At 36.5% G+C, this 24,572-nt stretch carries 25 protein-coding genes and 1 tRNA gene; 12 read left to right on the plus strand and 14 right to left on the minus strand.

Translation table 11 applies throughout. The annotated features are described in order from the left end of the window. The first annotated feature begins 23 nt into the window (after positions 1 to 23). Positions 24 to 572, plus strand: coding sequence for a hypothetical protein (locus tag AA637_RS01800; protein ID WP_446683633.1), 549 nt, complete (start codon positions 24 to 26; stop codon positions 570 to 572). 263 nt (positions 573 to 835) lie between these two features. Here the strand turns inward: AA637_RS01800 and AA637_RS01805 are convergent. Then, a tRNA-Arg gene (locus AA637_RS01805) sits at positions 836 to 909 on the minus strand. A 42-nt stretch (positions 910 to 951) separates the two neighbouring features. Between AA637_RS01805 and moaC the strand changes: the two genes are divergently transcribed. Then, positions 952 to 1,425: a cyclic pyranopterin monophosphate synthase MoaC gene (gene moaC / locus AA637_RS01810; RefSeq protein WP_446683634.1), complete on the plus strand. Its 474-nt coding sequence runs from the start codon at positions 952 to 954 to the stop codon at positions 1,423 to 1,425. Here moaC and AA637_RS01815 read toward each other — a convergent pair. The 3 genes from AA637_RS01815 to AA637_RS01825 all read right to left on the minus strand — a co-directional run bounded on the left by AA637_RS01815 (position 1,422) and on the right by AA637_RS01825 (position 2,752). Beyond that, positions 1,422 to 1,565: a hypothetical protein gene (locus tag AA637_RS01815; protein ID WP_446683635.1), complete on the minus strand. Its 144-nt coding sequence runs from the start codon at positions 1,563 to 1,565 to the stop codon at positions 1,422 to 1,424. The two genes, moaC and AA637_RS01815, sit on opposite strands and share 4 nt — an antisense overlap. A 146-nt stretch (positions 1,566 to 1,711) precedes the next feature. Further along, positions 1,712 to 2,011 (minus strand): Mo-dependent nitrogenase C-terminal domain-containing protein, encoded by a 300-nt coding sequence (locus AA637_RS01820; protein ID WP_446683636.1) that lies wholly within the window; start codon positions 2,009 to 2,011, stop codon positions 1,712 to 1,714. 189 nt (positions 2,012 to 2,200) lie between these two features. Continuing rightward, positions 2,201 to 2,752 (minus strand): photosystem I assembly protein Ycf4, encoded by a 552-nt coding sequence (locus tag AA637_RS01825; protein ID WP_069792027.1) that lies wholly within the window; start codon positions 2,750 to 2,752, stop codon positions 2,201 to 2,203. A 236-nt stretch (positions 2,753 to 2,988) separates the two neighbouring features. Between AA637_RS01825 and AA637_RS01830 the strand changes: the two genes are divergently transcribed. Then, positions 2,989 to 3,597, plus strand: coding sequence for a TerD family protein (locus AA637_RS01830; RefSeq protein ID WP_446683637.1), 609 nt, complete (start codon positions 2,989 to 2,991; stop codon positions 3,595 to 3,597). A 10-nt stretch (positions 3,598 to 3,607) separates the two neighbouring features. On the opposite strand, the gene AA637_RS01835 is transcribed toward AA637_RS01830, so the two are convergent. The 3 genes from AA637_RS01835 to AA637_RS01845 all read right to left on the minus strand — a co-directional run bounded on the left by AA637_RS01835 (position 3,608) and on the right by AA637_RS01845 (position 6,244). Continuing rightward, positions 3,608 to 4,294, minus strand: coding sequence for a DUF4230 domain-containing protein (locus AA637_RS01835; RefSeq protein ID WP_446683638.1), 687 nt, complete (start codon positions 4,292 to 4,294; stop codon positions 3,608 to 3,610). 70 nt (positions 4,295 to 4,364) lie between these two features. After that, the gene (locus AA637_RS01840; protein WP_446683639.1) at positions 4,365 to 5,468 is read right to left on the minus strand and encodes a tetratricopeptide repeat protein; all 1,104 of its coding nucleotides are present in this window, start codon (positions 5,466 to 5,468) and stop codon (positions 4,365 to 4,367) included. 65 nt (positions 5,469 to 5,533) lie between these two features. Beyond that, the gene (locus AA637_RS01845; protein WP_446683640.1) at positions 5,534 to 6,244 is read right to left on the minus strand and encodes a 16S rRNA (uracil(1498)-N(3))-methyltransferase; all 711 of its coding nucleotides are present in this window, start codon (positions 6,242 to 6,244) and stop codon (positions 5,534 to 5,536) included. Between the two features lie 112 nt (positions 6,245 to 6,356). Here AA637_RS01845 and AA637_RS01850 point away from each other — a divergent pair, with 112 nt between their 5' ends. Both AA637_RS01850 and menC read left to right on the plus strand, forming a co-directional pair. Further along, positions 6,357 to 7,910, plus strand: coding sequence for an NAD(P)H-hydrate dehydratase (locus AA637_RS01850; RefSeq protein ID WP_446683641.1), 1,554 nt, complete (start codon positions 6,357 to 6,359; stop codon positions 7,908 to 7,910). Positions 7,911 to 8,100: 190 nt separating this feature from the next. Then, positions 8,101 to 9,210, plus strand: coding sequence for an o-succinylbenzoate synthase (gene menC, locus AA637_RS01855; RefSeq protein ID WP_446683642.1), 1,110 nt, complete (start codon positions 8,101 to 8,103; stop codon positions 9,208 to 9,210). A gap of 235 nt (positions 9,211 to 9,445) precedes the next feature. On the opposite strand, the gene AA637_RS01860 is transcribed toward menC, so the two are convergent. The 3 genes from AA637_RS01860 to AA637_RS01870 all read right to left on the minus strand — a co-directional run bounded on the left by AA637_RS01860 (position 9,446) and on the right by AA637_RS01870 (position 13,652). Beyond that, positions 9,446 to 11,080: an ABC transporter permease gene (locus AA637_RS01860; RefSeq protein WP_069792016.1), complete on the minus strand. Its 1,635-nt coding sequence runs from the start codon at positions 11,078 to 11,080 to the stop codon at positions 9,446 to 9,448. A 170-nt stretch (positions 11,081 to 11,250) separates the two neighbouring features. Continuing rightward, entirely contained in the window at positions 11,251 to 12,324 is a 1,074-nt protein-coding gene (locus tag AA637_RS01865) for an iron ABC transporter substrate-binding protein (protein ID WP_446683643.1), read from the minus strand. Positions 12,325 to 12,719: 395 nt separating this feature from the next. Further along, positions 12,720 to 13,652 carry a DNA adenine methylase gene (locus AA637_RS01870; protein WP_446683644.1) on the minus strand — a complete coding sequence of 311 codons (933 nt, stop codon included), beginning with the start codon at positions 13,650 to 13,652 and terminating at the stop codon, positions 12,720 to 12,722. Between the two features lie 318 nt (positions 13,653 to 13,970). On the opposite strand from AA637_RS01870, the gene AA637_RS01875 reads away from it, so the two are divergent. Genes AA637_RS01875 through AA637_RS01890 form a run of 4 tightly spaced genes read left to right on the plus strand, consistent with a single transcriptional unit; the run spans position 13,971 to position 16,442 of the window. Beyond that, positions 13,971 to 14,603, plus strand: coding sequence for a methylthioribulose 1-phosphate dehydratase (locus AA637_RS01875; RefSeq protein WP_446683645.1), 633 nt, complete (start codon positions 13,971 to 13,973; stop codon positions 14,601 to 14,603). Then, positions 14,600 to 15,166 (plus strand): 1,2-dihydroxy-3-keto-5-methylthiopentene dioxygenase, encoded by a 567-nt coding sequence (locus AA637_RS01880; protein WP_446683646.1) that lies wholly within the window; start codon positions 14,600 to 14,602, stop codon positions 15,164 to 15,166. Before AA637_RS01875 ends, AA637_RS01880 begins: the two co-directional genes overlap by 4 nt. Positions 15,167 to 15,179: 13 nt before the next feature. Next, entirely contained in the window at positions 15,180 to 15,863 is a 684-nt protein-coding gene (gene mtnC, locus AA637_RS01885; RefSeq protein WP_446683647.1) for an acireductone synthase, read from the plus strand. A gap of 24 nt (positions 15,864 to 15,887) precedes the next feature. Then, positions 15,888 to 16,442 (plus strand): hypothetical protein, encoded by a 555-nt coding sequence (locus AA637_RS01890; RefSeq protein ID WP_446683648.1) that lies wholly within the window; start codon positions 15,888 to 15,890, stop codon positions 16,440 to 16,442. 17 nt (positions 16,443 to 16,459) lie between these two features. On the opposite strand, the gene AA637_RS01895 is transcribed toward AA637_RS01890, so the two are convergent. Both AA637_RS01895 and AA637_RS01900 read right to left on the minus strand, forming a co-directional pair. Then, entirely contained in the window at positions 16,460 to 17,320 is an 861-nt protein-coding gene (locus AA637_RS01895) for an amino acid ABC transporter substrate-binding protein (RefSeq protein ID WP_446683649.1), read from the minus strand. Between the two features lie 175 nt (positions 17,321 to 17,495). Continuing rightward, positions 17,496 to 19,196: an NAD(P)H-quinone oxidoreductase subunit 4 gene (locus AA637_RS01900; RefSeq protein WP_446683650.1), complete on the minus strand. Its 1,701-nt coding sequence runs from the start codon at positions 19,194 to 19,196 to the stop codon at positions 17,496 to 17,498. A 217-nt stretch (positions 19,197 to 19,413) separates the two neighbouring features. Between AA637_RS01900 and AA637_RS01905 the strand changes: the two genes are divergently transcribed. Both AA637_RS01905 and AA637_RS01910 read left to right on the plus strand, forming a co-directional pair. Then, a complete protein-coding gene (locus AA637_RS01905; protein WP_446683651.1) occupies positions 19,414 to 20,142 on the plus strand; it encodes a Bax inhibitor-1/YccA family protein in 729 nt (242 codons plus the stop codon). A gap of 323 nt (positions 20,143 to 20,465) precedes the next feature. Continuing rightward, complete coding sequence (locus AA637_RS01910) at positions 20,466 to 21,644, plus strand: site-2 protease family protein (protein ID WP_446683652.1); 1,179 nt, start codon at positions 20,466 to 20,468, stop codon at positions 21,642 to 21,644. 83 nt (positions 21,645 to 21,727) lie between these two features. On the opposite strand, the gene AA637_RS01915 is transcribed toward AA637_RS01910, so the two are convergent. Continuing rightward, positions 21,728 to 22,033 carry a hypothetical protein gene (locus tag AA637_RS01915; RefSeq protein ID WP_446683653.1) on the minus strand — a complete coding sequence of 102 codons (306 nt, stop codon included), beginning with the start codon at positions 22,031 to 22,033 and terminating at the stop codon, positions 21,728 to 21,730. 203 nt (positions 22,034 to 22,236) lie between these two features. Between AA637_RS01915 and AA637_RS01920 the strand changes: the two genes are divergently transcribed. Further along, entirely contained in the window at positions 22,237 to 23,418 is a 1,182-nt protein-coding gene (locus tag AA637_RS01920; RefSeq protein WP_069792005.1) for a TRC40/GET3/ArsA family transport-energizing ATPase, read from the plus strand. Between the two features lie 61 nt (positions 23,419 to 23,479). Here the strand turns inward: AA637_RS01920 and AA637_RS01925 are convergent, their stop codons facing one another. Beyond that, on the minus strand, positions 23,480 to 24,505 hold the full coding sequence (locus tag AA637_RS01925; protein WP_446683654.1) for an ABC transporter permease: 1,026 nt from the start codon (positions 24,503 to 24,505) through the stop codon (positions 23,480 to 23,482). Positions 24,506 to 24,572: the final 67 nt, after the last annotated feature.

Here is a 24,572-nt window from a genome sequence, read left to right on the forward strand (position 1 = left end):
AATACTTTTAAATAATAGAAATAATGAATATAGATTGGGAACAATTAGCACAAATTGAAGAGTTAAAATCTTATTTTGAAAAAGATGAAAAACACTTTAAGCAACAAGTGACAGACTATGTGGAGGAATGGGAAAAAATTAGTGCAGAAGACCTTGACAAATTAGCTTTTTTAAGGGCTTTAGAAATTACCAATGGATGTACCCAATGGGCTTATAGAAGACAGGATAAAGAGTGTCTTTCCCTCGAAAAAACTAGGGAATGTATGCAACTATCTATGTCATCTATTAAAAACAAAAAAATCCCCCTTGCCAACGGAGAGTTTATTACTTTTTGTCCAGAAATAGAGAAATTGATCGACACAGGTAGAGATTTATATATCGAGGCCTTCAAAAGAAATATAGCTAAAAAAACTCAAGAATTTTATGCTCTTTCCACGGCTCAGTTTTTAATTTATGGTAAACCAAGAATGGATGAAGCATTTACCAAAATCAAAGATAATTACCTTCAATATTTTGGGGAATTTTATATAAACAGGGGTATAAATTACGTTAGACCTTATCTTGTACAGTAATATTTGTTTTGATGCCCTTGTAACTTATTTAAGATTCTAATTGTGGCGTATAGTTATTAATAATAGACTCGATTAAATCTTGATAAGAGATACTTTTTGTTTAGGTATTAGTTCAGAAGGTAAAGGCAAAAAATCCTCTATAACTTCACCAAACTCTAAATTATGGTCTGTGTACTTAATTTTGTTGCTCATAAATGACAAGTCACTTGTTGATCTACAAATGTACTAACTATGTTAATCTTTATTTATGATCATTTTTTAAACGGGCGTGGAGGGACTCGAACCCCCGACCTGCTGATCCGTAGTCAGCCGCTCTAATCCACTAAGCTACACACCCTTAATTTAAGCACTTATCTATAATAACGAATAGTTTTTTAAAATGCAAGATTTTCCTCAAAAAAGTTTATCCCATTTAGATGAATATGGCTCGGCCCAAATGGTTGATATATCCCCAAAGAAAGTGACTGTGCGCGAGGCGATCGCCCTTGGACAGGTAATTATGACCAAATTTACTTTTGAGCAAATACAAGCAGGAAACGCCCCCAAAGGGGATGTATTAGGCACTGCCAAAATTGCAGGTATCATGGCCGCCAAACAAACTTCCTCCCTTATTCCCCTATGTCATCCTCTCCCCCTGAGTAAAATTGAGGTGGAAATAACCCCTGATGAGCATTTATGCGGTTATCATATTCAAGCAAAAGTAAAAACCGAGGCAAAAACGGGGGTAGAAATGGAAGCCTTAACAGCTGTATCGGTTACGGCACTGACTCTATATGATATGGCAAAGGCACTGGAAAAAACTATCACAATTCAATCAATAAAATTGCTTAGTAAAACGGGAGGAAAAAGTTAGTTATTAATAACTCCTTTTCCCTGACAGTGAAGACATATCTTGTAATAATATTCATCAACCCCCACATAGGCCGATTCTTCTGCCTTTACTAAAATTTTTCCTTTACCTTGACACACTCGACATACTTTTATACTAGACATTTTGAACATCTTAATTACTCCTTTACAATGCAATTTGAAAGAAAAAAATGTTTTATTTGTTAATCCCAGAAGTTCCTCAAAATTATTATTTTTGACAATTTTGTGAGCAAAAATTAACTAGGATATTATTAATCTGTGTGCCAATTTTATTGACAATAAGGGGTTATATCTTCCCCTATTTCACTGAGAAAAGATAAAGCACGAAAACGCAACATCATCAAATCTTCATACAAAGGATTGAATTTACATAGGGGAGGAATGGTAAATAATTTTTTGTTAAATAAATAAATATCTTTAGCAAAAGGGCATTGATTAGGAATCAAACTAACAATTTTTTTTGCCATGTTTTTTTCCCTAATATCCCAATTACCCAATTTTTCTTTGATGATATTTAAGGGTGCAGAGGGAATTTGCGTGAACAACTGACTATAAGTAAAATTTATCATGACAAATTTTATTGATTGCTTTTGCTTAACTATTTTTAGTGTAGCGATGGATAAGCGAAATAACAATATAAGTTCAATATATATTTTTTGTATCTTTGATAAGAAAAACTAAAGGGTGAGCAATGCCCACCCAAAACGCTAAAGTCTAATTATTGTCCATTCCCTAATGAGCAATGGTGCCTAAACAATTTATAAACCTTCTAAAGGTACAGTGAGAAAACGAGCTAACTGGGCGCCTTGATTTTCTAGGGTAGAAAGGGCGATAGGCTCACCTACAGGAGTTAGGGGAATATCTCTTTTAGGTTTTACTCGTAAATAAAGTGTTCTTTTGGGGTTTAATCCTTCTTTTATTTCTGCCCTAATAGCTTGAATATCATCAATATCATAGACGATTTTTAGTTGACGATTTTTACCTAAAAAACCTTGTCTATAAATGGTTACTTTTCCTTCTTTTTTATCAAATTCATTGTAGCCACTACCCACATTTAAAAAGATGTTTAACCATAAATAAGAAGCAAGTAATGTACCTGCCACACCATAAAAACTTAGGGCTATTCCTTGGGGTACAAATTGTAGTCCAGAAACATCGGTAACTTTTAAGAAATCGGTGTGGAAATAACTAGATAATCCTGCGAGTAAAAAGCCGACTCCGCCAATGGTAGATGCGATCGCCACTAAATAATTACCAATACGGCGAGAGCCTGAAATCTCTTGTTTAAAGATAAAGTCGTTAACTTGCATTCCTAAAAAAACTAAAATAAAATTGTTTATTAACATGAACGAAAGATTGTTACCTGAACAGTTATACAAGCAACAATCTTTTTTATCACATATCCATTATAACCTTTGTTGGACTAGGTTTTTGTTTGAACAATAAATCGAATAATTATAGATAAACAGGGTTAAAGAAAATTAACAATTACCTCAAAAATAAGTAAGCTACAATTGAGACTAAAAAGAGATTAAAAATAAAAACCATGGCAATTAATTTACAAAAAGGACAAAGAATTTCCTTAACAAAAGAAGCTCCCCAATTGCAACAATTAATGTGTGGTTTAGGGTGGGATGTTGTGCAAAAAAAAGGTGGTTTTTTGTCTAACTTATTTAGTGAAAGCAATAGTAATTTTGATTTAGATGCTTCGGTAATCTGTATCAGCGAAAATCAAAAAGTGAGACACGAAAAAGATGTTATTTATTTTGGTAATTTAAGACATTCTTCCTCTGCTATTATGCACCAAGGAGATAATTTGACAGGGGAAGGGCATGGTGATGATGAGCAAATTATGATTAATTTAGCCCTATTACCAAAAGATATATATAAAATCGTAATTATTGTTAATATTTATGACCCTTTTAATCGTCAACAGGATTTTGGGCAAGTAAAAAATGCTTTTATCCGTTTGGTTAATTTAACCAATCAAAAAGAAATTGTCCGTTATACCCTCTCTGGGGATGAATACGCAGGGCAAACGGCTATGGTTATGGCAGAATTAACCCGTAAAGGAAACGACTGGGATATGGATGCAAAAGGAGAGGGTTTAAGAGTAAAAGATTTAGCCGCTGTGGTTAATCTCTATAACAAATAAATCTTCATTGTTACCCCTTACATTGTTTCGATGGAGTTGTTTTTACATCTACGGAATCATAGCCAGTATTTTCCATTAACTGAGTAACCGTTAATACCGCCTTTTCATTGGCTTGGTTGAGAATATCCGCCTGACAGGCAGACTGTATCACTTTTTTGAGGGTTTCCCGTTGGGCTTGGGTTTGTAAATCAGGGGCAACATCAGGCCCCAAGCTCAAAAATCCTCTATCATAATCATATACTTGGGATTCAGTTACATCTATTTTAGAGTCCAAAATTTCGGGGGCAGGTAAAGTAATGGTAAGGTTGTTATCTTCTGTGATAATGCTATCCTCATCAATTTTACTCAAATCCAATCCAGCCCTTACTTCCCCTCTGGCAAGATATAGTAAGTTGGTTTCACCTACTACCCAATCTCCTATTTTCCGACTAGAGGAAGTTGGCACCACTGCATCCATTACAAATACGGTGGTAGTTAATTCGCTCACTCCCTGAATTTTTTGTATGATTAGCCTAGATGTATCAATTTCACTGGTAACGGTGGGTAATAAACTTTTCCACCCTTCTAAAATCTTGTTACTGGTATGGAAAAGGGAAAATAAACCAATGGTAAAAACAATACTGACTCCGCTTTTGGTTAGGAAAGGCAGAAGTTTAAAGGAATCGGAAGAGTAGTTAGGAATTTTTGAACTATTCATAGATTTGATAATGGGGAATGGGTAATTGACAATAAATGCAAAAGACAAAAAGTAAAAAAATAATTATGAATTATTTACTGTCGAGCAAAATAAGGGCACTATAGAGTTGAAATGCTTCATCCCATAATGTTTCTTCTTTCCTAAAAATATTAATATTTGATTTTACTTGTTTTAGCATTTCAGGAAATTGGATAGCACCTTCGGCAAAGGGAGTAAAATTATCATGGGATTTTACTTCACTAATTTTATCATTTAAAAATCTAATTAGGGTTAACCATTTCTCTCGGCTAGTTTTATCTTGGTTAAATATGCTGATACCTTGGTCAAATTGATAGATATAATCACTAAATCTGAGTATTGTTTTATTTTTCGACAAGTGTAAGTCACAAAAATTGATGTAGTCGAGGGTTTCTTTTTTTCTGGTCAATTTTCTTTTAACATTGGTATGTAATGTCATCTCAAATATGGGTACAGTACCATTAACTTGATTAATTATGTCTTGATAGTTAAAAGTGAATTCTATTTCTTGGGATAGTTTATTGTTACAAATTGCCGTTATTTTTTCTTGATTTTGGGCTATGTATTTTACTTGGTAAACGATGGTCTGATTTACTTCTTTTATGGAATAACAAATAGAGTTAATATTAATAGTTTTAAATTCTTGTTGATAGTAGCTTAATTCTCCGTAATTCCCTGTTTGATATAGCCTTAAGTTTCTAGTGGGAATTTGTAGTTTAGCGGTGTAGGGATCAACTTTTATTATTTCGGCAAATTGTTTTCCTACTATATTTTTTTCTTCTGGGCTGAGAGGTTTTAAGACTAATATGGCTAATTCTTTACTATTTTCAGTTTCTTGAAATTCGGCTAAGGTTTGTTGTTTTCTTTCTTCTCTTTTTTTGTTTTCGGCATCTTTTTGAGCGAGTTTTATTTGTTTAATTCTTTCTAGTCCATCACGGATATTTTTAGTAATTTGAGGATGGGGAAAAACACTATCTTTTATAACTTGACGATATTTATTTTCGGCTTCAGTTAATTGATTTGCTTTTTCGGCAATGAGTCCATAATAATAGTTTTTCCAGAGTAATGCTTCCCCTTCTGATGATAATTTATCTATTAATTCTTTAGCTTTTTCATATTCTTGGTTATCAATCTGGGTAATAATTTCTGGAAACATTATTTAATCCTCTTTCATTGTTTATTTGATGGCGAATAATGGTTTTTATCTTGTACTTAAAAAATTTATTTTTCGGCAAGGGAGGCTATTAACGACATAATGGCAATGGGGGCGGTAACTGCCCTTAGTATTCTTTTTCCTAGGGTGATGGGTTGAAAATTATGCTCGATCGCACTTTGTACTTCATTTGTAGTCCATCCTCCTTCACATCCTGTGGCAATGGTAATCTGGGAAGGTAAATCGAGGGGATTAAGATGATTGATAAGGTGCTTTTCGGTGTTACGGGCAACAGCAATAAAACGGGGAGAATTATCTTCTATTTGCTTGATTGCTTCTAAAAAAGGTAAGGGAGGGGCAATATAAGGTACTATCAATCTCTCACATTGTTCCGATGCTTCCGAGGCAATTTTACGCCATCTTACTAATTTATTTTCATTGGGTTTGAGTAAAGTGCGATCGCTCATTATGGGGTACAATCTACTTACTCCTAACTCTGTGGTACAACGGACAATATCATCAAAACCACTCCCTTTGGGTAAGGCAACCATGAGAGAAACTTGAATAGGTAATTCTCGATTATCCTCAAGTTTAGTAATAATTTTACCCCCAGTAGCAGTTAATTCGACTTGCCAACCATCTCCTTTGCCATTGATAACAATAAAAGATTGTCCGTCATTTAGTCTCACCACACGACGTAAATAATGTTCTTGGTCAGGGTGTAATATAATTTGGTTATCCTGTCGTTGACTCTCTGTAATCACTAGGCGATATAACATTACGATGATTTTTAGTCAAAAAAATTGATAGTATTTCCCCCTAGGGAAATCAAAAAGAAAAAGAATTATTTTATTCAAGTTTTGATCCACAATATTCCCATTATCCATCAATATGTATTCAAACCAAACTACAATTTTAGTTACCGCCCAAGAAATGAGGCTAATTGAGGAAGAAATTTTCTCCGCAGGAATGCCCGTAGCTAGTTTAATGGAAAAAGTAGCCCTGAAAACGGCTCAAAAAATTAAAGAATTATACCCTTTAAAAGAAAAAAAACTTTCAGTGGGATTTATCATTGGTAGTGGTCATAATGGAGGAGATGCTTTAGTAGTTGCTAGAGAATTATATTGCCATGGTTATGATGTCATAATCTATGCCCCTCTCATAGAAAAGTTTAAGGATTTAACAGCCCATCATTTTAAGTATGCTTCTAGTTTAGGGATTACCATTGTTAGTAATCTTGAAGCCTTAAATACTTGTCATATAATAATTGATGGTTTATTTGGTTTTGGTTTAACTAGAAAAATAATTGATAATTTAGCAGAAGATATAAAAACTCTTAATGGATGGCATAAACCTGTTATTAGTATTGATATTCCTTCAGGAATTAATAGCGATACTGGGGCAGTTTTAGGAGTCGCAATAAAGGCAAAATATACCCTTTGTTTGGGATTGTATAAAAAAGGAATTTGGCAAGATAAAGCCTTAGAATATTTGGGGCAGGTGGAAAGAATAGATTTTGATATTCCCTCCTCCTATGTTCATAAAATTACATCTGAATCTCCCTCTCCAGAATTATTAACCGCACAAAAAGTAAAAGACATCTTGCCGTTACCCCGTCAGGTGACAACTTATAAGTACAAACAGGGGCATTTATTGTTAATTTGTGGCTCAAAAGAATACGCTGGGGCAGCTTTATTGTCTGCCTATGGGGCAAGGAGTAGCGGAGTAGGAATGGTGACGATGGTAGTGCCTGAAAGTTTAACATCCTTTATCAATGCCCAGTTACCAGAAATGTTGGTGATTGGTTGTCGAGAAACTCCCCTCGGTAGTATCGAAACTTTGCCTTTGTTGGATTGGGATAAATATCAATGGGTATCTTGTGGCATGGGTTTAACAAAGGAAGCTGTTTCGGTGGTGGAAAAAGTAATTAGCAGTAACTGTAATATTCTTTTGGATGCCGATGCTTTAAATATTGTGGCAAATTATTATCTTCTTGAGGTTTTACAAACTAGGCAGGGTGAAACAGTTTTGACTCCCCATGATGGAGAATTTGAGCGTTTATTTCCTGATTTTTCTTTCGTGGGTATGGCTGATAGAATCGAGGAAACAAGACAAGGGGCGATCGCCCTTAATGCTACAATTTTAAGGAAAGGTGCTAAAACCATTATTAGCGATAATAGCCATACTTGGATTATCCCCCATGGCACTCCCGCCCTTGCGAGGGGAGGAAGTGGTGATGTATTGAGCGGATTTATCGGTGGCTTACTTGCCCAAAATAGTTTTACGGATACTCCTGTAATTGATACCGTTGCAGCGGCTGGTTGGTTACATCAACAGGGCGCAATTTTAGCCAGTGAAGATTTATCTGTGTTAGGGGTAGATGGGGTTACTTTATCTCGATATATTCTTAAAGCGGTTAATGAATTAAAAGGGAATGGGGAATAGGCAATGGGCAATAGTTTTTTTATTCTTATTGTTGAGGATGGTATTGGTAATTTCACTTGGATTTTTTGCCTTTAATCGTTGATATTAAGTTCAGATAAATTATTGCAATGAAAAGTCCCCAGAATTGGGGGATTTAGGGGGCTAAAAAGCGATCCTTTTTACCACTGATTACTCGAACTCAAGTTTAAATATGAAAATTGAAAGAATTGATTTATACTACGTTGAAATACCATTTATTTATCCTTTCAAAACTAACGGCATTAATGTAAATAGTCATAGTTGTTTGATAGTTAAAATTCATAGTGAAGGCTTTATAGGTTATGGAGAATGTCCTACTTTTAACCAACCTTTTTACAATTACGAAACCATTACCACTGCCCATCATATTTTAAAAGATTTTTTGATTCCTTTGTTGCTCCATAAAAAAATAAATTCTCCCCAAGAAGTAATTAAAATATTATCCCCCGTCAGAGGGAATCCAATGGCAAAATCAGCCCTTGATTGTGCCGTATGGGATTTGTTTGCCAAGAAAAAAAACTTACCTTTATATAAATATATTGGTGGAGTGAGAGAAAAAGTTAGGGTAGGGGTAAGCGTTTCTTTGCAATCTAGTATAGAGGCTTTAATGGACAGGGTAAATAGTTATTTAGAGGAAGGTTATCAAAGAATAAAGTTAAAAATCGCTCCTGAGAATGCTTTATCTTGTTTGACGGCTATTCGTGAAAGTTATCCCAATTTGATGTTGATGGGGGATGCCAATTCGGTTTTCACTTTAGATGATATGGATTTATTCAAACAATTGGATGATTTGAATTTGTTGATGATTGAGCAACCTTTGGCTTATGATGATCTGTTAGAACATAGTCGGTTACAGTCACAGATAAAAACCCCCCTATGTCTCGATGAAAGCATCAATTCTGTTAATGATACCCTAAACGCGATCGCCCTTAAATCATGTCAAATAATAAATTTAAAACAATCCCGTGTGGGCGGTATTACTAACACCATTGAAATCCATAATCTTTGTGAAAAAGCAGGTATAAAACTATGGTGCGGAGGGATGTTAGAATCTGGTATTGGTAGGGCAACAAACTTACATATTGCCAGTCTTCCCCAATTTAAATTACCTGCTGATATTTCCGCCACCAATCGTTATTTTGAAGAAGATATTATCACTCAAAATATTAAGTTAAACCCCGAAGACTCTACCATCAATATCCCTCAAAAAGCAGGAATAGGGGTAGATATTGATGAGGAAAAGTTAGAAAAATTTACCCTCTCTCAAGAATCTTTTACTTAAATCAAGCAAATTTTCGGCGTTGGTGAATGAGGGTATGGTAGAAAAAGGACAAAAGTGAGGTAAAAAACAGAAAATGTCCAGAAGGTGGCTTCAAGAGTATCAATTCCTTGGGTTAACCACTCTTTAAGTTCTAATAATTCTTCCATTAGTTCGCTATACTAATCCGATTCTAGCCTGTTCAATAACGTCGAAGCAAAATCTAATTTGAATAATTTTATAGCCTTAACATCGCACTCTATTTATTACTCAGCTTCCTTTCTTGGGACAAAATAATAAACGTTAAACCCGTGCAAATAACTAACATTCCAAAAGAAGCTGCCGCCGCCGAGGCAAAACGAGCATCATTGGTGGACTCCCAAATTTCCACAGCGAGGGTTTTGAAACCGATGGGGGATAATAGTATGGTGGCGGGTAATTCCTTGATAGCGGTCACAAATACTAATACAGCACCGCTAGTGATACCAGGACGCACGAGGGGAATGGTGACTTCTTTGAGGGTTTGCCATGGGCTACGCCCCAAGCTACGGGCAGATTCTTCGAGGGATGGATTCACCTGTAGTAATGAACTGCGGTTGGTACCAACGGATTGGGGTAAAAATAAAATTATGTAGGCAAAAACTAACATGGGCATGGTTTGATAAATCCATGGTAAATAGTTCGCCCCGAAGAAAACAAGGGATAAAGCAACCACAATGCCGGGTAAACCGTAGCCGAGGTAAGTTCCCCTTTCAATGAGGGTGGTAAGGGTATTGGGAAAGCGAACGGAGAGAATAGCCACAGGTAGAGCCAACAGGGTGGCAAATATGGCGGCCAGACTGGATGCCCAAGCTGAATTTCGGGCAAATACGAGCATATTTTGTAAAGTGGCGATCGCATCTGAACTCCTGGTCAACCAAAGAACAATTACTCCAATGGGTAACACTAAGGAGAAAAAAGACACTATACAACAAAAGGCGATCGCAGGTAATTTCCACCTACCAAGGGGAATTACAACCCCCTTATTAATCGCCCCAGAGCCACGGGAATAATAATTTGCATTGGTTCTTACTTTTTGTTCAATGATAAGAATTACTAATACTAAAACCACTAACACTATAGATAAAGCCGCAGCCAATCCACGATTAAAACTAGAGCGATATTGAGTAAAAATAGCATTAGTGAAAGAATTGAACCGCATGAGAGCAGGAGTTCCAAAATCCTGTAGGGCATAGAGAGACACCAACAAAGAACCTGCTACGATAGAAGGACGTAACAAAGGTAAAGTTACCCGAAAAAATATGCCCCATGCCCCATAACCCAAACTACGGGCCGATTCTTCTAAAGCCGGGTCAAGTCCTTGTAAACCAGCCCGAACACTTAATAATAAATATGGATAGGAAAAAAGAGTAATAGCCGCAATGGTACCAGTCCAACCATAGATAGAAGGGAGACTTTCCACTCCAAAAGGTTCTAGCCATGATTGTAAAAGACTGCCCCGAGGACCAAAGGTGGCGATAAGGGCAAAACTACCCACATAGGTAGGAATAGCAAGGGGTAAGGTACTCACCACAGACCAAAATTTACGCCATGGTAAATCGGTTCTAACGGTCAAAAAAGCGTAAGGAATGGCGATTAAAGCGGCGATCGCCGTTGAAGCTGCCGCCATACCAATGCTATTAAGTAAAATTCTCAGAATACGTACATTAAAAATAAAATTAATTAACTCTTGCAATTCCTCAACCGAAGAAACACTTCCTGCCCTGATAATTAGATAAATCAAAGGAATCACAATGGCAATAACCGTTATGATTGCCACTACCAACAGGAATAATGGGGGCTTAATGTTATTTTGTGGTAATGATTTTGTCTGAAAATCAGGACTATTGGTCATGAGAATTAATTAAAGTTTATTGTTACTGGTACTAATGGGCAAAAAAAATGGGCAAGGTTTTAGGAGATTGGAACTCCAGATCAAAAAGATCTTTTAACTGCCATTACCCATTATTATAAGTTCAAAAGAAATTTGTCTAGGAAAGATTATTTCTTTGAATTGGTCTTATGTTATTCGATCGCACCCATCTCTCTCAATAAATTAAGAGTACCTTCTAAATCCTCTAAACTGCTTAAATCGATAGAAGGAGGATTAATTTCCTCAATGGAAACTTGATCTTGGGGAGGTGCGGCCCCTTCAATTAAAGGATATTCATTGGTATTTTCTGCAAAATAGGCTTGAGATTCATCCGTTAACAAAAAGTCGATAAGGGCGATCGCCACAGCCTCACTGTCAGTACCATCAAGAATAGATACCCCAGCCACATTGATCATCGCACCCACATCATTATTAGTGTAATGGTGAGCCACAGGAAAATTAGGATCTTCAGTGGTGAAACGATTTAAATAATAATGATTAACCAAACCGATTTCAGCCTCACCTCGTCCCACAGCCTCCACCGTAGTTGTATTGTTAGGGTAAACTTGAGGATTATTATCGATAATGCCTTGTAACCACTCTCTAGTTCTCTCATCCCCCTCTGTTACTCGCATGGCCGTTACAAAAGATTGAAAAGAACCATTAGTAGGCGCCCAAGCAACCTTTCCACTCCACTGTTCCTCCGTTAATGCCCAGATAGAATCAGGAAGCTCAGACTCCTCCACCAAATCAACATTGTAAGCAAGGGTACGCGCCCGACCAGAAATACCAATCCACTGCCCTTCAGGAGAACGAAAACGAGAATCCACCTTATCCAAAAGCTCTTGAGGAATAGGCTTAGTTCTACCCTCTAGTTGCAATGCTCCTAATGCTCCCGCATCCTGACCAAAGTATATATCCGCAGGAGTATTTTCGCCTTCTTCTAAAATAGCCGCCGCTAACTCTGCCGTGTCGCCATAACGCACTTGCACTGTTACTCCAGTTTCTTCCTCAAATCTTTCTAACAAAGGTCCAATTAACTCTTCATTTCTACCAGAATAAATAGTCAGTTCCTGTCCTGCTAAATCAACCGCTTCTCCCGCGGTTTCTCCAGTGGTTGTTCCTCCTCCTCCGACATCGGTATTATTCGGAGCATTACAAGCAATGGTTAAAGCACTAGACGCAAATACAACCCCGATTAAACCTAATATTTTTCTTCTTTTCATTGTTTATCTTCTTTATTAATAAAAATTCTTATTTAGGTATCTTATAGGCTATCTCATATTGTTATTACTTGTCAATGTTAATGCTAATAAATAGCAACAAAAAGTATGTAAAGACTTCACCACAAAAGTTATGAAGTGATTCAAAGGGAATAAACAGCGTTCTAATGTTGAAATATTCTGTTAACCTGAGTTCGGATTAAATTGATTGAGTGAGGAAAAAAAATTTTACAAAAAGAGTAGGCTTGTTGAACTCATGAGAGTGTGTATTCCGTCCACAAAGAATGTTGGGACAAAAATTAACTGATGAATGATAATAATAATATTCCCATGCACTTTTGCTCCTTAAATCTCAAGTAATCTAATTGCATAGAAGCTTCTAACAACAAAAACTTAGGTTAGTTAGTTATCAAAAGCTCATTAATAATGCCTCTTTTATTTCCTTTACTATTAATCATTCTGGTAGCAGGAATTCGGTAAATATTAAAACCTTGATAAAGTTCATCAAAAAAATTATCGTTAGGATTTTCATTTTTTGGATCAGAATTACTGAGCATTAAGTCAACAGAATAGTTATTATTTAATTGTTTATAAAAGTTAGCTAATCTTTTTTGTTCGTTATCATCAAACATCATTTTAGAATAAGAGTTAAAGTTAGAAGTCTCATTTAAAGGACGATAGGGTGGATCAAAATATATAAAAGAATTATTTTTAATATGCTGAATAATTTGCGAATAGTCAGCAATTTTAATATCTGTATTTTGTAGAATAATCGATACATTCAGAAGGTTATTTTTATCAACAATATTGGGATTTTTATATTTTCCATGGGGAACATTAAAACCTCCTTTTTTGTTAGTCCTAAATAACCCATTAAAACACGTTTTGTTTAAAAAGATTAATAATGCAGATCTTTTAATCCATGCTTCAGAAAAGTCTATATAATTAAAGTCTATTCTTTCTAAGTTATAAATATCTCTTTTTAGGTAGAAAAATTGTTTTCTTTGTTCTACATTTAATGATTTATATTCTTCAGATAATTCGGTTAATTGTTCTATTAATTGATCAACTGATTTTTGAATTGTTTTATAAACTATAACTATTTCTGGATTTATGTCTGATAAATGACTTTGTTTAATATTATAGTTTTGTACTAAATCAAAAAAAACTGCACCACCACCAATAAAGGGTTCTATATAATTAAACTGTTCACCTTTTAATAAGGATTTGGGGTAATATTGTCTAAAAGTTTCTAGGAGTTGACTTTTTCCCCCTGCCCATTTTAAAAAAGGTTTTGCTTTATTATTATCTTTTATTTTTATTAATTTCATTCAATATTAAGAGAGCTTTTTCAGAGTTTATTTTATACTAGAATTGGATAAAAAATGACAATACAAGTCACCCATAATTAGGGGATTTTGGGGCAAAAAACGACCTTTTTTGTTATTAACAAGGGGCTTAAGCCCCTTGCCTTTATGTTTTCAGTAAGCCCCTTGGCTTGGGCTTTTAATAGATCTCTTGCCTTGATGTTTCAATAAGAAGGGAATTTGATTACATATTTTGACAAATTATTTAACCTTATAATTGATTATAAGATGGATAAATTTGGATAAAATATATCAGTAATTTTGATTGTCATTGAGAAGACGTTGAATAAATATTCTGTGGATGAGTTTAGGAAGGTTGGTAATGCTATTATTCAAACGGCTAGTTTTCTTAATAGTAAAGGATGGACTCCTGCGACGAGTAGTAATTTTTCCCATGTGATGAGTAATAATTTGTGTGCCATTACGGTATCGGGAAAGCATAAGAGTAGATTAACCCTTGATGATATTATGGTGGTGGATTTTGATGGTGTACCTGTGGATGATAAAAAACCATCGGCAGAAACTTTGTTACACACTACTTTATATAAATGGGATGAAAAAATTACTTCTATACTTCATACTCATTCTGTAAATAGTACGATATTGAGTAGATTGATAGATAAACCTTACTGGGAAATAGAAGGCTATGAATTGCAAAAAGCTTTTACAGGAATTAACACCCATGAAAGTTGCATCACTATTCCCATTTTTGACAATAGCCAAGATATTCCTACCCTCGCCCAAGAAGTGATTGAGTATTTAGATAAGGGTAATCCCTGTTGGGCTTATCTCATTCGGGGACATGGGGTTTATACTTGGGGTAAGGATATGGACAGCGCCCTTAGACACTTAGAAGCGATAGAATATTTAATGGAGTGTGAATTGGAAATGATTAAGATAACAGGAAAAAGATGACTAGCTTAAAAATATTTGACGAAAATAACCCTACAGCGCCAATTTTTGATAGCCACGAAGTTACTAATCACAGGGAGAAAATAGATAAAATCGTTCACCATCTCAACCAAGTGGGGGTAAATTTTGAACAGTGGCAAACTGACGATAAGATTCAGTTAGGGGCTACCCAAGAGGAAGTTTTGAAAGCCTATGATAGCGATGTGCAAAGGTTGATAAATGAGGCTGGTTATCAGGCGGTAGATGTGGTTAGTTTAACCAGTGATAATCCTAATAAAAATGTTTTTAGGGAGAAATTTTTGAACGAGCATACCCACAGTGAGGATGAAGTGCGCTTTTTTGTGGCGGGGGAAGGTTTATTTAGTTTGCACCTTGATAATAAGGTATTTGAGGTTTTATGCACTAGGGGAGATTTGATTAGTGTACCAGCAAATACTCCCCATTGGTTTGACATGGGGCCAAATCCTAATTTTGTAGCTATTCGTCTGTTTAATAATCCTGAAGGGTGGGTGGCTAATTTTACAGGGGCAGATATTGCTTCAAAATTTTCTCGTCTTGAAAATTAACTGTTGATTTTTTATGATTAAAGCAATTTTAACTGATATTGAGGGAACTACAAGTTCTATTTCTTTTGTTAAAGATGTCTTGTTTCCCTATGCTTATCAAGAAATGGAAAATTTTCTTGTTCAACATTTTAATAATGATTTTGTTTATAAACAGGCTAAAATGGTTTGTGAATTGGAGGGGTTAAAAGATGGTTGTCAACCCCGTCAAATTGCTGAAATTTTGAGGGAATGGATTAAGTGCGATCGCAAATTAGCCCCATTAAAAGAATTACAAGGAATGATATGGGAAAAGGGCTATAAAAATGGTGATTACCAAGCCCATATCTATGAAGATGCTTATGAAAAATTAAAACACTGGCATCGACAAAATATCCCTATCTATATATATTCATCTGGCTCAGTGTATGCTCAAAAACTATTTTTTGGCTACTCAAATTATGGTAACTTACTAAACTTATTCTCTGGTTTTTTTGATACCAATGTAGGCTATAAACAAGAAGTAGATTCTTATAATTTAATAGCAGAAAAAATGGAGTTTAAGCCAGAAGAAATATTATTTTTGTCAGACATAGAAGACGAAATAATATCAGCAGATAAAGCAGGAATGAAAACGATTTGGATAATCAGAGATGAGCAACAATTACCAGAAAATAAACCCTACAAAATAGTTAGAAATTTTCATGAAATTAGTTTTTAGTGAAAAAATACAAGGTATCAAACCATGATTAGACAAATCTTGCCCCTTGCCCTAACCCTAACTACCCTCGTAGGTATTTCCGCCCAAGCCCAAATTCTACCATCCCCCATCAATCAAAATTCCCGTGTACCATGGTCAGAAGTAGTGGAAGATCCCTTTGATGGTAACATTGTCTATGACAAAGATTTTGGCTCTAATCATGCCACCGTCAGCAGTTGGGCAAAGGATTCTATTCGCCTCAGCTACTTTAGGCGAGAGCAAGAAATAACCTCCTATCGTAACGTCAGGCGCACTCGAAAAGTATGGCGAAAAGATAGATATATAGAAGAAGTATATTGGGAAACAGAACCTGTTTATCGTAGTTATTGGGTGAGTAATACTCCCAAACAAATTCTATTTTCCATTAATGGGGTAGTGTATAGATATGATGGACAGAGAGTTTCTGATGAGTTAGCCAGTGCGCTCGCCAATGCCCCAGAAGGTAATATGAGAATACGCCTAGTGTGGGAAGACCAACGTACCCAAGATGTTATGATTGGTGGAGGTACAGTCAGGGCATGGCAACAAATTTTTATGTAGCTTAGAGGAAAATAAATTTAATCGTCAATACTGCAATTAGGGCGATTATTAATAAATCTATCAGCAACTCCAAACCAATCCCCAACTATCTCCCTTTCCTCACTCGAATTAATAACCCTATCAATCAACTCCTTCCAATCAGGATCATTTTCTGGCAAAATTAAACCATACCTTTCGCAAGTAACAGGAGTTTCAGGTAATAAAATAAAATCTCTTGTTAAAGACATACTCAAAGAAGTAGCCGCCCCCAAAAGAAGAATACCATCATCAGCAAAAGCATCTATCCTGTCATTTTCTACTGCCCTAACCCCTAAAGCACTACCATTCGCCCCTCGATATAAACTAATTTGGGCTTGGGGGAATCTTTGTCTAACATATTCCTCCGTTGTCGTATCGCCTAAAACTCCAATTCTTATATCCTCAATGGCTGTATCATCAATTAATTGTCTCGCCTTATCCCTTGCTACCAAAAATTGAGTACCTGTCACAAAAAAAGGTTGAGAAAAGGACACCTGATAATTTTCTACTTCTCGGATAGTATTTGCACCACATTCCAAGTCAACAATGCCATCCTGTACAATTTGAAAACGATTACTTAAATTAGAGCTAAAAATATGAGTGGTAATAATATTACGATTTAAACTTTGCTTTAACTCCTTTTTAATTAGATTAACTAAATCTAAGCAAATCCCCTGCAACTCTCCATTATTATCCCTATAACTAAGGGGAATTTCATTGGGATTAATACCAATTCTTAACAAACCCTTTGATTCTATTCTTTCTAATACCGTATCCGCCCTCACAGAAGAATTAACAAACAAATTAATTCCTGAAAGAAGACTAATAGTTAAGACTTTGATCAGTTTTTTCCCTATCATTTATATCAGTAAAGCAAAGATTTCACTATAACTATAGTCCATCTTATTTGATTTTTAGTTCTGAACAACATAGCTTTATAAAGGCATTGCTAAATTTTGCCATAAAAAAATCCCCTCTCCCGTAGGAGAAGGGTTGATGATGAAAATTTTAAAAAGTTAACAACGAAACCTTTTATTAATCGTTAATCTTTAAATCCTGATTCATTGCCACTTTTTCCACTACATCAGGAGAATTGACAAACTTATTACCAAAACGAGGATTAGTAACGGCAACCTGCTGATAAGATTCCGTAACATGGGCATTTATTGCTACAGTTTTGACATCATATAACTGAGTCGCCAACTTAGGATATAAACCCACCCCAATGATGAGGATAAGGAAAGAAGCGGCAATAAAAATCTCTCTGGGTTTAGCATCTTCATATTTTGCATTCATGGGCAAAATACAATCATTACCAAAACAAACAGGCTCATCATTATCTTCGTCAGAGTTAATTATATTAGTAGGTACTCCTAAATTACACATCAAAGTTTGGTCTGAGCTATAAAATAGTTGTCTTAACATGGAGAGTAGGTAAATAGGAGTTAAAATTAAACCCACAGCACTTAGGAGGATGGTTACGGTGCGGAAAGTTGAGCCGTAAATATCACTATTGCTATAACCCACAAATACTGCTAATTCACTGACAAAACCACTCATCCCGGGTAGGGCAAGGGATGCCATGGCACCTGCGGTGAAGAGGGCAAAAACTTTGGGCATTACTTTTCCGATATTACCCATTTCGTCTAAGTACATGGTCTTAGTGCGATCGTATGTTACCCCAGCGAGGAAGAATAGTAAAGCGGCAATTAGTCCATGGGATAACATTTGTAACATTGCCCCACTAATACCTAAGTCAGTAAACGAGGCGATACCAATCAAGACAAATCCCATGTGAGATACGGAGGAGTAAGCTAGACGGCGTTTCATGTTGGTTTGTCCAAAGGAAGCGAAAGCACCATAGACAATGTTTACTACTCCTAGGATAACAAGGAGAGGAGCATAATAAACATGGGCTTCGGAAAGTAAACCGAGGTTTAGACGAATTAAGCCATAACCACCCATTTTTAATAGTACCCCTGCCAAAATCATTGATACGGGGGAAGATGCTTCTCCATGGGCATCTGGTAGCCATGTATGGAGGGGGAAAACGGCCAATTTTACGCCGAAGGCAACTAATAAACCACCGTAAAGAAGTAATTCTAGGCTGAGAGGATAGTCTTTAATGCCTAGTTGCACCATATCAAAGGTGATTTCTCCTCCACCGTATAATGCCATGCCCAATCCTGCGATGAGAATGAAGATGGATGCAAGGGCGGTATAGAGTAGAAATTTGGTAGCAGCGTAGCGACGTTTTTTACCACCCCAAATGGAGACGAGGAGATATACTGGAACTAATTCTAGTTCCCACATGATAAAGAGTAATAATATATCTTGGGCTACAAATACGCCGATTTGGGCGGAATAAAGTAATAATAATAAAAAATAAAATAGTTTTGGTTTACGATCTACTTGCCAAGCGGAAAAAATAGCTAGGGTGCTTACAAATCCTGCTAATAAGACTAGGGGCATGGATAAACCATCTACGGACACAGCCCAATTTAACCCGATATTGGGTATCCAGCTATAACTTTCGACTAATTGTAAGTTGGGGTTGTTGATGTAGTAGTGTTGCCAAAAAACGTAACACATTAAAACGAAGTCTGCTATGCCTACTCCTAACGCATACCATCGAAGGGCTTTGCTTTTCTTATCGGGAATGAGGGGTATGGGTAAGGCTGCGATTAGGGGCAGGGCTATAATTGCGGTGAGCCAAGGAAATTGATCCGCTATCATATACACTTTTTCTATATTTTCTTGAGTGGATAAACTATATCATAGTTTTGTTACGTTTTGTAAAATCTTGTAAAAAGTTTTTTTTCTTTTCTTTGAAGATGACTAATTATCAAGTTTTTTAGAGTTTTTGTTATCGGTTTTCCGTAAGTCGTAGAGAGATATTCTGAACTAAAATAGTAGTTATAGTAATAATATTTAGGTTCTAAAAACAAAATATATGGCTACAAGTAGTAATTTTCGTGGGGCTATTAAAAACGCCCAAAATAAAGCCTTAGTAGGCCCTAACGTCATCCCCAATGCGTTACCATACTTGGGTGGTGGCTTAGTTTTAACCGCTGTGGGTACTTATGGGGGTTTGGGTGTAATTCGCTCTAATCCTGGTATTTTTATGACCACTTTTTTTGTGGCTTTGGTGGCTGAATTGGTCTTATTTTTCGTGGTGAGAGGCATTGCGGAGAGGGCTAACAATTCTACTGCTTTACCTTTGTTGGCGGTGTACAGTCTTTTGTCTGGTTATACTCTCAGTGGTCTAGTTTTCGTTGCTTTGGGTACTGATGGGGTAGGAATTAATGGCGTTGCGATCGCAGCTTTGGGTTGTGGTGTAACGTTCATTGCAGCCCGAAATATTGGCTCTAACCTATCAGAAGAGGATGGTTTAGCCCTCACAAAAACTGTATCTATGGCCATGATTGGTTTGGTGGTGGTATTGGTAGGACAGTTAATTTTTAGCCTCTTTGGAGTATATACTCCTAGTTGGCTAGAGGTAGGAATTTCTGGTTTTGGAGTATTTCTTTTTGCGGGGGTTTCTGTGGTAGATTTTTACATTTTACCCCGTACTTACAGAGATGAGCAGTATCTTAGCGCTGCTTTATCGATGTATTTAACCTACATTAACTTGTTTATATTTATCCTTAGATTACTTATTGCCATCAACGGCCGTGACTAATCATTCATTCCTCTAAAGATTTTTTTTCATACTAATCATAAAACCCTTAAAGTCTTTATTTGAAGAGTTTGAGGGTTTTTTATTGCAGTAATTTATAGTTATTAATTTTCAGTATTATTTTTGATTTATTCTCTTAATAAATATCAAATTAAGATGAACATTAACCGAACATCCTTAGAGGGATTACCGTTCTATTAATATGTTTTTATTTTTAGAAAAGTATCGTAACATAGTAATAGCAATATTAAATATTATTTTTAATAATCGTCTTCCTAAAACAAGCGATTTAAATTATTCACTCAATCAAGGAGACATCTCAATACATGAACAACAATAATATTAGAGTGGGAAACTTATTTGGAATTCCCTTTTATATCAACCCCTCATGGTTTTTTATCTTAGGTTTAATGACTCTTACCTATGGGGGGCAATTGGCGTTTACCACACAACTTCCTGGGATAATTCCTTGGTTAGTAGGTTTATTCGCTTCCTTGTTACTTTTTGCCTCCGTATTAGCCCATGAATTAGGTCATAGTTTTGTGGCAATTTCTCAGGGTATTGAAGTCAAATCTATTACATTATTTATCTTTGGGGGTTTAGCATCCCTAGAAAGAGAATCTAAATCTCCAGGAGAAGCCTTTGCCGTTGCGATCGCAGGACCCCTTGTAAGTATAATATTATTTGCTATCTTTACCGTTATTCAAACAACTACTCCCCTGCCTCTAGCCCTATCCTTGGTAGTATCCTTACTAGCTTACATCAACCTCATCTTGGCATTATTCAACATGATTCCTGGCTTACCCCTCGATGGTGGTAACGTACTAAAAGCAATCGTGTGGAAAATTACAGGAAATCCCCAAAAAGGAGTTATCTTTGCTGGACGTTTTGGACAGTTTTTCGGTTGGACAGCGGTTATCATCGGTGCTTTAGGTACACTAAACGTTTTACCCTTTGGTAACTTTTGGACAGTTTTAATCGGTTGGTTTTTACTACAAAATGCAGGAAATGCAGCCCAGTCAGCCCAATTAGAAGATAAATTAAACCACTTCAGCGCCGCAGAAGCCGTCACCGAAGAAAGCCCTATAGTAAAACAAGATATAACCCTCAGAGAATTTGCTAATAACTATATTATCGGGAAACAACCTTGGCGCAAATTTCTTGTTACCGACGAAGAAAGTATCTTGGTAGGAGTGTTAGAAGTAGAAGACTTAAAAAGTATTTCCACCCATCTTTGGGGTGAAACCACAGTGAAAGAGTTAATGAAATCCTATGAAGACGTCAAAACCGTCAGCGATACAGAAACCCTTCTCGAAGTAGTTAAAATGCTCGAACTACAAAAAGAATCCGAATTAGCCGTCGTAAAAGAAGATGGTACCCTATTAGGATTAGTAGAGAAAAAAGGAATCACCCAACTGTTACAATCTCGGAGAGAACAACAAGTTTCTCAAAAACAACCACAAGCGGTGGAATCTTCTTTCCAAAAGTCTAGCAGTAGTGAGTAATCCCAAGGGAAAACAAAATTAATTAGTTTTCCCCATCCCCCTCCATAAGGAGGAGGGATTTTTTGTAGAAAAAAAAGCTAAAACTACTCCTCTTCATCCTCTTGTAATAGCTTTTCACACAAACTTTTTAGCCTCATTCGGGGAATATAAGGCCATCCGCCCATTTCTTCCATATGACGTACCAAAAGATAGAGACGATGGCGATTAGTAGGTAACGCAGGGGACAAAAAATTGTCATTAACGCCACGATGGGTTGCTTCTAACTCTCTTAAAACGTGTAATATTTTTAGGCAGTCTCCCTCACAGCTTTCTGCCAATTCTGTTATTTGCTTGTTAATTGATTCTATTTTGTCTTGTAGTTCGTGATGTTTTAGTTCTTGATTTTCCATTCCTGTTAATATGATTATCCCACTGTCAATGATAATCAGTTGAGCTTAGATTTATCTAGTTTTTTTGAAAATATTTGAGTAGAGTTAATTTTTAAAAGCCCAGATTTCGGTAAACACCCCACAAGTTCGTTACAAAACGTTATATTCTAAAGGAATAGAAATAATAATATCTTCAATCATAAAAAGTATAGTTAGGTATAAAAATGCGAGTAATTTTGATGACAGGGAAAGGTGGAGTTGGAAAAACCTCCGTTGCTGCCGCCACTGGTTTAAGGTGCGCTGAATTAGGACATAAAACGTTAGTACTAAGTACAGATCCAGCCCATTCCCTAGCAGACAGTTTTGATCTAGAATTAGGTCATGAACCCAAAAAAGTGAAAGAAAATCTTTGGGGTGCCGAATTAGATGCTCTCATGGAGTTAGAAGGTAATTGGGGTGCAGTCAAAAAATATATTACCGAAGTTTTACAGGCAAGAGGCTTGGATGGGGTACAGGCAGAAGAATTAGCTATCTTACCAGGGATGGATGAAATTTTTGGCTTGGTAAGGATGAAACGCCATTATGATGAAGGGGAATTTGATGTTTTAATCATTGATTCTGCACCCACTGGCACCGCCCTCAGACTCCTTAGTCTTCCTGAAGTGGGGGGATGGTACATGAGAAGGTTTTATAAACCTTTACAGAGTATGTCAGCCACTTTAAGACCTTTATTTGAGCCTTTCTTTAAGCCTATTACAGGTTTTTCTTTGCCCACCAATGAGGTAATGGATGCCCCCTATGAGTTTTATCAGCAAATAGAGGCGCTGGAAAAAGTATTGACGGATAATACTCAAACCTCTGTACGGTTAGTGACGAATCCTGAAAAAATGGTTATTAAGGAGTCTTTGAGAGCCCATGCTTATCTTAGTCTTTATGGTGTTTCTGTGGATTTAGTAATAGCTAATAGAATTATACCTGATCAAGTGGATGATCCTTTTTTCCAAAAATGGAAAGAAAATCAATCGGTTTATAAAGAGGAAATCCATGAAAATTTCCATCCTCTACCAGTGAAGGAGGTGCCTTTATTCTCTGAGGAGATGTGCGGTTTAGAGGCGTTAGAGCGTTTGAAGGATACTTTATATAAAGATGAGGATCCTAGTCAGGTGTATTATGAAGAAAATACGATTAGGGTGATTCAAGAGGATTCTAATTATAGTTTGGAGTTGTATTTACCTGGTATTCCCAAAGATCAAATTAAGCTCAATAAAACAGGGGATGAGTTGAATGTGAGAATTGGTAATCACCGTCGTAATTTGGTATTACCTCAAGCCTTGGCTGCTTTACAACCTTCGGGGGCAAAAATTGAGGATGATTATCTGAAAATTAAGTTTGCTAGTGCTTCTTAAGAGTTAAAGGTATCTGAGAATTGAGTTTTTGGTGGGTATTTATTGCCCACCTTATTTTTTTTTAATAGCGAATTCTAGGATCAATATAAGCATTGATGATGTCAATGGCTATACTGGCTATAACTACAATAATGCCGAAAAATACCATAATTCCTTGTACGGTGGGATAGTCTCTTTGGGATATGGCCTCATATAGTCTGTTGCCTAAACCAGGCCAAGAAAAGGTTACTTCTGTTAACACAGCCCCTCCGAGTAGGGCAGCAAAGGTTAAACCCATGACGGTGATAACGGGAATGAGGGCGTTTTTAAAGGCATGGGCAAAAAGAATACGACTTTTGGGAATACCTCTGGCCCTAGCGGCTTCTACATAGTCTGATTGAAGGGTTTTTTTGAGGTTTACTCTGACTATCCTTTCAAAAATGCCACTGATTAAGATGCCGAGGGTAAGGGAGGGCAGCGCTACGTAGTGGAGGGCTGTAAAAAATTGACCAACATTAAGGGTTAGAAGACTGTCTAAGACGTATAAGCCTGTTATTTTTGTGGGGGTTGTCATGCCTACGGGGAAGCGGGTGCCGAGGGGAAACCATTTTAGTTGTACGGAAAAGACAATTTGCATTACCATACCCATCCAAAACAAAGGCAAGGCGTAGGTGATGATGCCGAATAGTCTCCCCGCCACATCAAAAATAGTATTGGGTTTTGAGGCGGAAATTAGTCCTATTCCCACTCCAAGGGCTATCGCCACTACCATGGCAAACAAGGATAATTCAACGGTGGCAGGAAAATATTGACCAATAACTTCCTTTACTTCCAAGCCACGGCTGGTAATGGAAGAACCTAAATCAAAGCGCAATAACTGCCCTAAATAAGTAAGATATTGTACCCACAAAGGCTGATTTAAGCCCATTTGTTCTCTTAGTGCTTGTTTGGCTGATTCTGGCGCTCTACCACCCAAGATAGCATCGGCTGGGTCTCCGGGGGTAGCTCTTAGCAACAAAAAAACGATTGTTACAATAGTCCACAACATTAATGGAGCGAGTAAAATACGGGCAACTATATAATACTGTAAAGACTTGGAACGGGACATGGGTTAATATTTTATTGTCAAAACCTTTGAAATATATCTTACAGTATGCTTTGCTTAACAGATCTCT

The sequence above is a fragment of the Cyanobacterium sp. HL-69 genome (genome assembly GCA_002813895.1).
In the GTDB taxonomy this organism is placed as follows: domain Bacteria; phylum Cyanobacteriota; class Cyanobacteriia; order Cyanobacteriales; family Cyanobacteriaceae; genus Cyanobacterium.